This is a genomic window from Halalkalibacter oceani, from assembly GCF_040544555.1.
Classification (GTDB): Bacteria; Bacillota; Bacilli; order Bacillales; family Bacillaceae_D; genus Halalkalibacter; species Halalkalibacter oceani.
Genome location: NZ_JBEPKD010000009.1, coordinates 166,081 through 173,673, shown reverse-complemented (window position 1 = coordinate 173,673; position 7,593 = coordinate 166,081). Strand labels below are relative to the sequence as shown.

General features: G+C 35.9%; 6 protein-coding genes and 4 pseudogenes. 5 read left to right on the top strand and 5 right to left on the bottom strand.

Annotation, left to right across the window (positions count from 1 at the left end; all coding sequences use genetic code 11):
• The 5 genes and pseudogenes from ABMB67_RS12345 to ABMB67_RS23440 form a co-directional block, all read right to left on the bottom strand.
• Positions 1-155, bottom strand: a pseudogene (locus ABMB67_RS12345) (IS110 family transposase); the annotation flags it as partial.
• Positions 156-284: 129 nt separating this feature from the next.
• Positions 285-1,604 (bottom strand): MFS transporter, encoded by a 1,320-nt coding sequence (locus ABMB67_RS12340; RefSeq protein WP_354572243.1) that lies wholly within the window; start codon positions 1,602-1,604, stop codon positions 285-287.
• 50 nt (positions 1,605-1,654) lie between these two features.
• Entirely contained in the window at positions 1,655-1,909 is a 255-nt protein-coding gene (locus ABMB67_RS12335) for a hypothetical protein (RefSeq protein WP_354572242.1), read from the bottom strand.
• Positions 1,910-2,287: 378 nt separating this feature from the next.
• Positions 2,288-2,407: pseudogene (locus tag ABMB67_RS23445) on the bottom strand (IS3-like element IS655 family transposase); the annotation flags it as partial.
• Between the two features lie 144 nt (positions 2,408-2,551).
• Positions 2,552-2,656 (bottom strand): annotated as a pseudogene (locus ABMB67_RS23440) (Tn3 family transposase); the annotation flags it as partial.
• Here ABMB67_RS23440 and ABMB67_RS12325 point away from each other — a divergent pair.
• From ABMB67_RS12325 to ABMB67_RS12305, 5 genes and pseudogenes are all read left to right on the top strand, one after another.
• Positions 2,646-2,762, top strand: a pseudogene (locus ABMB67_RS12325) (cadmium resistance transporter); the annotation flags it as partial. The pseudogenes ABMB67_RS23440 and ABMB67_RS12325 overlap by 11 nt on opposite strands.
• Positions 2,763-2,788: 26 nt before the next feature.
• Positions 2,789-3,814 carry a flavin-containing monooxygenase gene (locus ABMB67_RS12320; protein ID WP_354572241.1) on the top strand — a complete coding sequence of 342 codons (1,026 nt, stop codon included), beginning with the start codon at positions 2,789-2,791 and terminating at the stop codon, positions 3,812-3,814.
• A 659-nt stretch (positions 3,815-4,473) separates the two neighbouring features.
• On the top strand, positions 4,474-5,205 hold the full coding sequence (locus ABMB67_RS12315; protein ID WP_354572240.1) for an urease accessory protein UreH domain-containing protein: 732 nt from the start codon (positions 4,474-4,476) through the stop codon (positions 5,203-5,205).
• Between the two features lie 48 nt (positions 5,206-5,253).
• Positions 5,254-5,973, top strand: a complete 720-nt coding sequence (locus ABMB67_RS12310; protein ID WP_354572239.1) for a response regulator transcription factor — start codon at positions 5,254-5,256, stop codon at positions 5,971-5,973.
• Position 5,974: 1 nt separating this feature from the next.
• Entirely contained in the window at positions 5,975-7,393 is a 1,419-nt protein-coding gene (locus ABMB67_RS12305; RefSeq protein ID WP_354572238.1) for an ATP-binding protein, read from the top strand.
• The last annotated feature ends 200 nt before the right edge of the window (positions 7,394-7,593 follow it).

Genomic DNA, 7,593 nt, shown 5'->3' with positions numbered 1-7,593 from the left:
CCAAAGATTCGATTTTCAAAGATCAAACGCTTTCCAAAGTCTAATCCACGATCATCTTGAGCACGTGCGACATGTTTGTCTTTGGCAATATCAATTCCGATGATTAAGGTAGATGGCGTGATTTGCGAGATTTTGTGATTTTGTGTATAATTCATGTCGAGTCCTCCTTGGGTATCAATTAAGGGTCCATTTTTGCTTCGAAGCTTTGGACACCTCGTATCATACCAAGAGGGCTCTTTTTTGTTCAATCCTCAAATTTCTTCATTACAGGAATGCTTTTAATTTTAAGTGCGTTGTTTTTTACGGAAAAATACTTCTTCTTCCCAGCTATTGAAGGGATGGGATAAGTTGTTAGACGGGCCAGGATTAACTCGTGGTGCTTTTTCAGGTTTATTCTTTTGTTGTGCTGCTTGTTTAAGAGATTGTTGCATAGGTTTCCATTTTATTAGTACCAAAACAATTAAACCTATTGCAACACCAGATATGGCGTAAATCAGCCAAGGCAAGTATGATAATTCTGTGCCTAATTCAAGAAGTCTGCCTCCAATCAAGTTACCGGTAGCCTCTCCTAATCCAGATAGCACGTTAGCTAATCCGAAGAACAAGCCGATCAATCCTGCTTTCGATAATTGCGAGATGGTACTATCAATGGTTGGCAAAATTAACATTTCTCCTAACACAAAGATGGCTCCACTTACAATAAGACCCAAAAATGAGCTTGCCCAAAATAGTGTTCCAACTCCACCACCAATGAAAATAAGTCCTATAGAAAGTGCAACAAATGGATGAATTCGACTAATAACTTGTTTAGTAATCAAATTTTGCAGAAGAATAACCATTCCACTATTAATGGTCCATATTAAAGCAACATTACTAGGTTCTGCTAGGACATCTGTTGCACGGATAGGTAGAGCTAAGGCTAATTGTGCATATAATGCCCATATCAGAATGCTAATTAAACCAAAAACTACAAAAGGTTTGTTTTTAAACACTTCCTTATAAGCACCTTTTGGTATTTCAGGACAAGAAGCATCTCCACACTCTTTTGGTAATAGGAACCAGCTTTTCAGAGCGACTCCGATATAAATAAAACCTGCTATCCAGAATATAATTGTTGGTGAACCAGCTACAAGGAAGAATACAATTAAACCAGCTATAGCTGTTCCTATATTGGCAGCTATACCACGAAAGGAAAATGCAGTTGTTTGATTTACCTTTGAAGCAATTGCTGCAATTGCTGCTTTGGTGGAAGGGGCATTCAAACCATTTCCGAAACCCGCAATAGCTATAGTCAGTAAGACAGGTATAAAGATAGTGAATATACCTAAACCAGCAAATCCAACAGCCCCAATTAAGGCCCCACCCCCAATAACGATCCGTCTTCCAATTCTATCTGCTAAAAAGCCACCAAACATACTCCCGAATTGAAAGGAAATGGAGTAAGTTGCTAATAACATTCCGACTGTACCTAAACTCAATCCTATCGTTTCCGAAAACATGATTGGTAAGATTGGAATAACCATGTAGGTACCTAGATGAGTTAAAAGTACGCCTATCAGCAGAACCAACATTGTCCTGTCCATCGTTTTTAAGTTTTGTATCAATTTAGGTACCCCTTTTTAATATTTGTCCTTTTCAATGTCTAGGTTGCTGATTATTTGTTATTCCAGGGTGTGGGATTATATTTAAAGGCGTGATCACGGAAGTCTGTTCTGTAACAGAAGCATTGGGCTGATTCATTCAACCCATCATCCTCATACATTTCGGAAATAGTTGCCTGTTGCAGTGCCATTGCTAAATGTAATTTTTTGACTTGTTTACTTTTCATGTTTTCTGATGAGTTAAAATTTTCGTTCGCCATAGCACTAGCAGTAAAATGGGCATCAATTGAAACATCCTTTTCACTCATATCAAAATTAGCTGCAATTTGGTTAGAGAAAGTACCTGAATTGCTTGGGATTGGAGGTACATTTTTGGATCTAACAATTGATTCATGACTTGTACGTGATTTTTCATCATCATTATTTGTTGATTTAGAATCGATAATATTTATGTGTTTTGACTATGAGTTTTATACAATTCGTTTAACTATTGATTTATGCGTAGATAAATGGTTTGCCATTAAACCTACATCTCCCGTTTTTATCATTAATGATATTTCTCCTCAAAAGCAGTTTCTCTTATATTGTCCAAAAAAATGTAACTTATTTTAGTGTTTTGGATACATTGTTGAAGTAAACCTGTAAAGTTCCGTTACAGATTGAAGATATTTTTTAAGCGCGTCTTGTTTTAAAATGTCATTCTCCATGGCAAGAAGACGTTGGTTTTCTTTTCGAAGTCGGATTAACTCCTCTTGCTCAGGAGTACGGTAGTCTTTTTCCTCAAAAGATCCAGTTGAAATATCTTGCGCCCTTCTTCATATTTTTAACAAATTTACAGTTTATACTGGTATTGATAATGAAAAGAGGAGGATAATGCATACAAACATCTGGTTTCGGAACTAACTTTAGACACTTAAAGACACAAAATGTAATTTTGGAGGAGAAATGGTATATAAATTTGCGTCACTTATACCTCTTAGTCTTGGTGCAAAACGAAATCCTAATAAATGACTTAATCCAAAAATTTGATCCGTATAACCAGCTGTATCGGAAAAAATTGAGAAATATGAACGTTGGATTGTACCAATTGTATTCATAGGGTTAGGGTTATATATTATGTATGAGAATGGTACGATCAACACTCTATTTTCCCTTTTATAAAGTATAATCCTTAATTGGAGGTTTCCATGGAATACGATGTTATCATAGTTGGCGGAGGGCAAGCAGGGTTAGCAATGGGTTACTCATTAAAAAAGAAAAATAAGCGCTTTACAATTCTTGATGAAAACGAATCGACAGGTGAATCTTGGCGACAACGCTATAATTCTTTGCAGTTGTTTACCCCAAGGAATTACAGCCAATTACATGGTTTCTTGTTTAAAGGGGAACCGGGTGGATTCCCGCTAAAGAACGAAGTTGTAGATTACTTGAAGCGTTTTAAAGAAGAAAACGATTTACCTGTGATATACAATCAAAAAGTTATGGAACTCTCACAAGAGAATGACCAAAAGTTCCTGATGATTACCCAAAATCAAAGGTATACAGCAAAACATGTTGTGGTTGCTACTGGGGCTTTTCATCATCCTTTTATTCCAAAAATACATGATAATTCGATTCCTTTTATGATACATGCTTCTGAATATAAAAACCCCTCACAAATTCCTGAAGGGAAGGTTTTAATTGTCGGTGCTGGAAACACAGGTATACAAATTGCTGCAGAATTAAGCCGAACTCACTCTGTTTTGCTTGCTAAAAGTAAACCTATTAAAAGATTACCTCAAAGAATTGCGGGAAAAAGTTTGTTTTGGTGGTTTGAATTTTTAAAGCTATCTGAAGCAAAGCCTGAATCAATGCTAGGGAAGTTTCTTCAGAAGAGAGATCCAATAATAGGGAATGATTATGAGGTTGTTAAAAAGCATGTTGAGATTTTGGGACGTGTTAAGAGCGTAAATGATGGTCAAGTATACTTTAAGGGTTCATCTCCAAGGAAAGTGTCATCAATCATTTGGACAACTGGTTATCGTAATGATTACTCATGGATTAAAATTGATGGTGTCACCAATGAAAATGGAAAACCTATTCATCGTTATGGAATTACAAACATAAAAGGACTCTATTTTATTGGTTTGAGTTGGCAAAGTAAAAGAAGTTCAGCATTAATTTATGGTGTGGGCGACGATGCTACAAGGATTACTAAAAAAATTGTTCAATAATTTAACCTTTACTTATTTGAAAATTCCTTACTATGCCACAATAGGGCGCTTTAGTGGAACAAGCTAACCTAAAAAAGTCGAATCTTTAGCGTACGGGAATTCGACTTTTTTAGGTTATAATTCGCTTAGCGTACAAAATTTCCGAAATGATGGCGGTACCCCTCTTTTAAAGAGCATAAAATAGAAGGAGAAGTTTAAATATGCTGAAAAAATGGTGGTTATGGTTGTTGATCGTATTATTTATTCTAATCAACTTATTAATCACGAGTCGGTCGGATGACTTTGAAAACAATGAAAATAAGCCTAATCTCATAAACGGCGAAATATCAACACATTAATTTATGTTGATGTTTGTCTTTGCACAATTATATAGAAAGATGTAGTAGGTTAATTGGAAGGCGACTAATTAATTACTTTGAGCATGGCATTTCGATTGCCGCAATGTGTTCAGCACCGTATCAGTCGTCATATCCAGCATTGATAACGCAATAAATATTTATCTCACCGATGCTTTTTGTTGATGCTGAAGCTCAAATAAGTATGGAGAAAATGAAAACACATTGACCATATGATAAATCCATCACATTTCACACACACTTTTTTGCTACATTCGTTTTGATCATTATAAAAAGGAAATATTAAACGAACGAGGGGAAAAAATGTACGATATATTTAATTTAATCAGTCGTCTTTTCTATGGCCCATTAACCGAATTATCCTTTGGCTTAGAGCACATTCCACTTTTATCAGCTTTAATACTAGGAACCCTTGGGGCTGTAGCACCTTGCCAATTCACAGGAAATATTGGGGCAATTACACTTTATGGAAATCGATCATTCCAAAAAAATGTACCTTGGGGTGAAGTCATTTTTTTCTTATTTGGAAAAATGTTTGTCTTTTCTAGCTTGGGTTTTATTGTTTGGCTTTTAGGTTCTGAATTTCAAAAGGAATTGATAGGGTATTTACCATGGATCCGTAAACTACTTGGCCCCGTATTAATTTTTATTGGGTTATATTTGGTAGGATTGATTAAACTTAATTGGTCAATAAATTTCATTAGACAAGATAGAAAGTTTAAAAATAATAAATTAGGTGCCTTTCTATTAGGGAGTAGTTTTTCCTTAGGCTTTTGTCCGACCATGTTTCTCTTATTTTTCATGTTGCTCATGCCTATGGTTATTTCAACGAGTTATGGTTTTGTCTTACCAAGTATCTTTGCGATTGGGACAGCACTTCCTTTTATCGTAGCTATTTATTTAATTTGGTGTTTTGATTTAAATGGTTCGTTAATGAAAAAAAGCAGGAAAATAGGAACACTCATTCAGCGTTTTGCAGGTATCTTTATGATCGTTTTAGGAATTCTTGATACGATAACTTTCTGGTCATTATAATGAAACGATACTTTTTGACTATCTATTGTATTAACTGGAATAAATGAAATGAAAGGTGCAATCATGAGTTTTAAAAAAATTTATATATTAACAGTAGATGACGAATGGGAAATGAGGAATCTTTTACGACTCCATTTAACGAAGCAAGGATTCGTAATGATCGAAGCACAAAACGGGACCGAAGCATTGAAGATAGTAAAGAAACAGCCAATCGATTTAATTATCCTGGATGTAATGATGCCTGATATGGATGGTTTTGAACTATGTACCAAAATTCGAGAATCTATGACTATTCCTATATTAATGTTAACAGCTCGGACAGAAATTGGAGATAAAGTTGAAGGGCTCAACGTTGGAGCGGACGACTATCTTACAAAGCCATTTGATCCAGTGGAATTGATTGCACGGGTCAATGCATTACTTAGAAGAGCAACGATGACTGACTCAAAGCTAGATAACGAATTATTGTCTTTTACAGACCTTAGTGTTGATCCGATAGGAAGAGAAGTGATAGTGAAAGGACAACCTGTTGAGTTTACCTCAAAAGAATTTAATTTACTCCTGTTACTAGCAAATAACGTGGAACGAGTATTTACACGTGACCATATTTTAGTACAAATTTGGGGAGAAGATTATTTTGGGGATGACCGAACTGTTGATACCCACATTAAAAACATCCGATCAAAGCTTCGAAAGGCGGGTTTGCCTTATAATCTCATCCACACTGTATGGGGTGTTGGATATAAAATGAAAAAGCAGGAAGAGTAAAATGAATTTTAATCGAATTAATATCAAGTTAGGTGCAACGATCATCCTCTTTTTTCTTGTTCTCTTATTTCCGCTTGGCTTTGTGATGAACCAGATATTTTCTGGCTTTTATTTAAATCAAGCTAATGAGGAAACCAACCAATTGTCGTCCCAGTATGCCGATCTTATTTCTAATAACCGTAGTGAGACGACGATACAAATGTTAGAAGTGATCGCTCAGTTCTCACAAATACCTTTAATTATTGTAGATGCTAAGGGAGAAATAGTTGCTGTTTCCAATGTAGCTGGAATCGCAAAGGGAGAAATAATGAGAGATGCAGAGTTAGGAGTATTGGCTAGTAGAAAACAGATTGAAAAAACTGTAGAAAATCAAGGAGAATCTTTTTATGTGATAGGGACACCAATAATGGACGAAAGTACCTTTTACGGTGGGGTGTTTGTCCTATCGTCCATTGAGGGAGTTAATGAGTCTTTAAGCAAGGTTAGAACGTTATTAATTCTTTCGGGTTTAGGTTCTTTCTTTGTAGCTCTAGGCATGACGATTGTCTTGTCTAAAACGATGTCACAACCTTTAGTCGAGATGGAGGTGGCCGCTCGAAAAATTGCCAAGGGTAATTTGGATACTCGAGTAAAAGTTATTGCAAAAGATGAAATCGGCTCGTTAGCAGTAGCAATTAATGATTTAGCAAAAGACTTAAAACGTTATCAAGATACAAGAAAAGAGTTTCTTGCAAATATCTCTCATGAATTACGCACACCAATGGCTTATTTAGAAGGATACGCTGAAATTTTAAAAAAAGGTCTGTATGAATCCGAGAAAGAACAACATCAATATTTAGATATCATTCAGCAAGAAACAAAGCGATTAACTCAACTGAGCAATGATTTATTGGAACTATCAAAAATTGAGGAAGGCAGGATTAGCTTAGAGTTTGAATGGATTGATTTAACAGAAGTGATGGAGAATGTTTTATTAAGAACTGCCTCAGAGGCAGAAAAGAGTGGACTCTCGTTTCAAGTTACCTATGAGGAAGAGCTACCCCTTTTTTATGGCGATGGCTTACGAACGGAACAAATTTACTTTAACTTGGTCGAAAATGCGATTCGCTACACGGATAGCGGAACCATTTTAATCCAGATAAGGCAGGTTGAAGATAAAATAAAAACGATTATTGAAGATACAGGAAGTGGGATTCCAGAGAAAGAGTTGTCGCATATTTTTGAGCGTTTTTATCGGATGGAAAAGTCACGCTCACGAAAAAGTGGTGGTTCAGGCTTAGGGCTACCAATCGTGCAACAACTAGTTGAATTACAAAATGGAACGATTCATGTATCTAGTCGTCAGGGGGAGGGGACTCGATTTGACATCTTGTTTCCCATCACTGAAAATGTGGAAATTAAGGGGGAGAGAGATGGATGAGAGGAAAAGAGTGGATCATTGTTATTCTGTTGGTGTCTGTAGGTTTATGTTGCTGGACGATGTCGGCTACTTGGATGTCTCATCCACAATCAATTAAACATTATTCTGTAAACTTCCTTCAAATTTGTTTGTGGACAGGAATACCAGTAGTCATTGCAGGAGTTATCTATTTGATTATTACTTTAAAGAATCGAATGAAA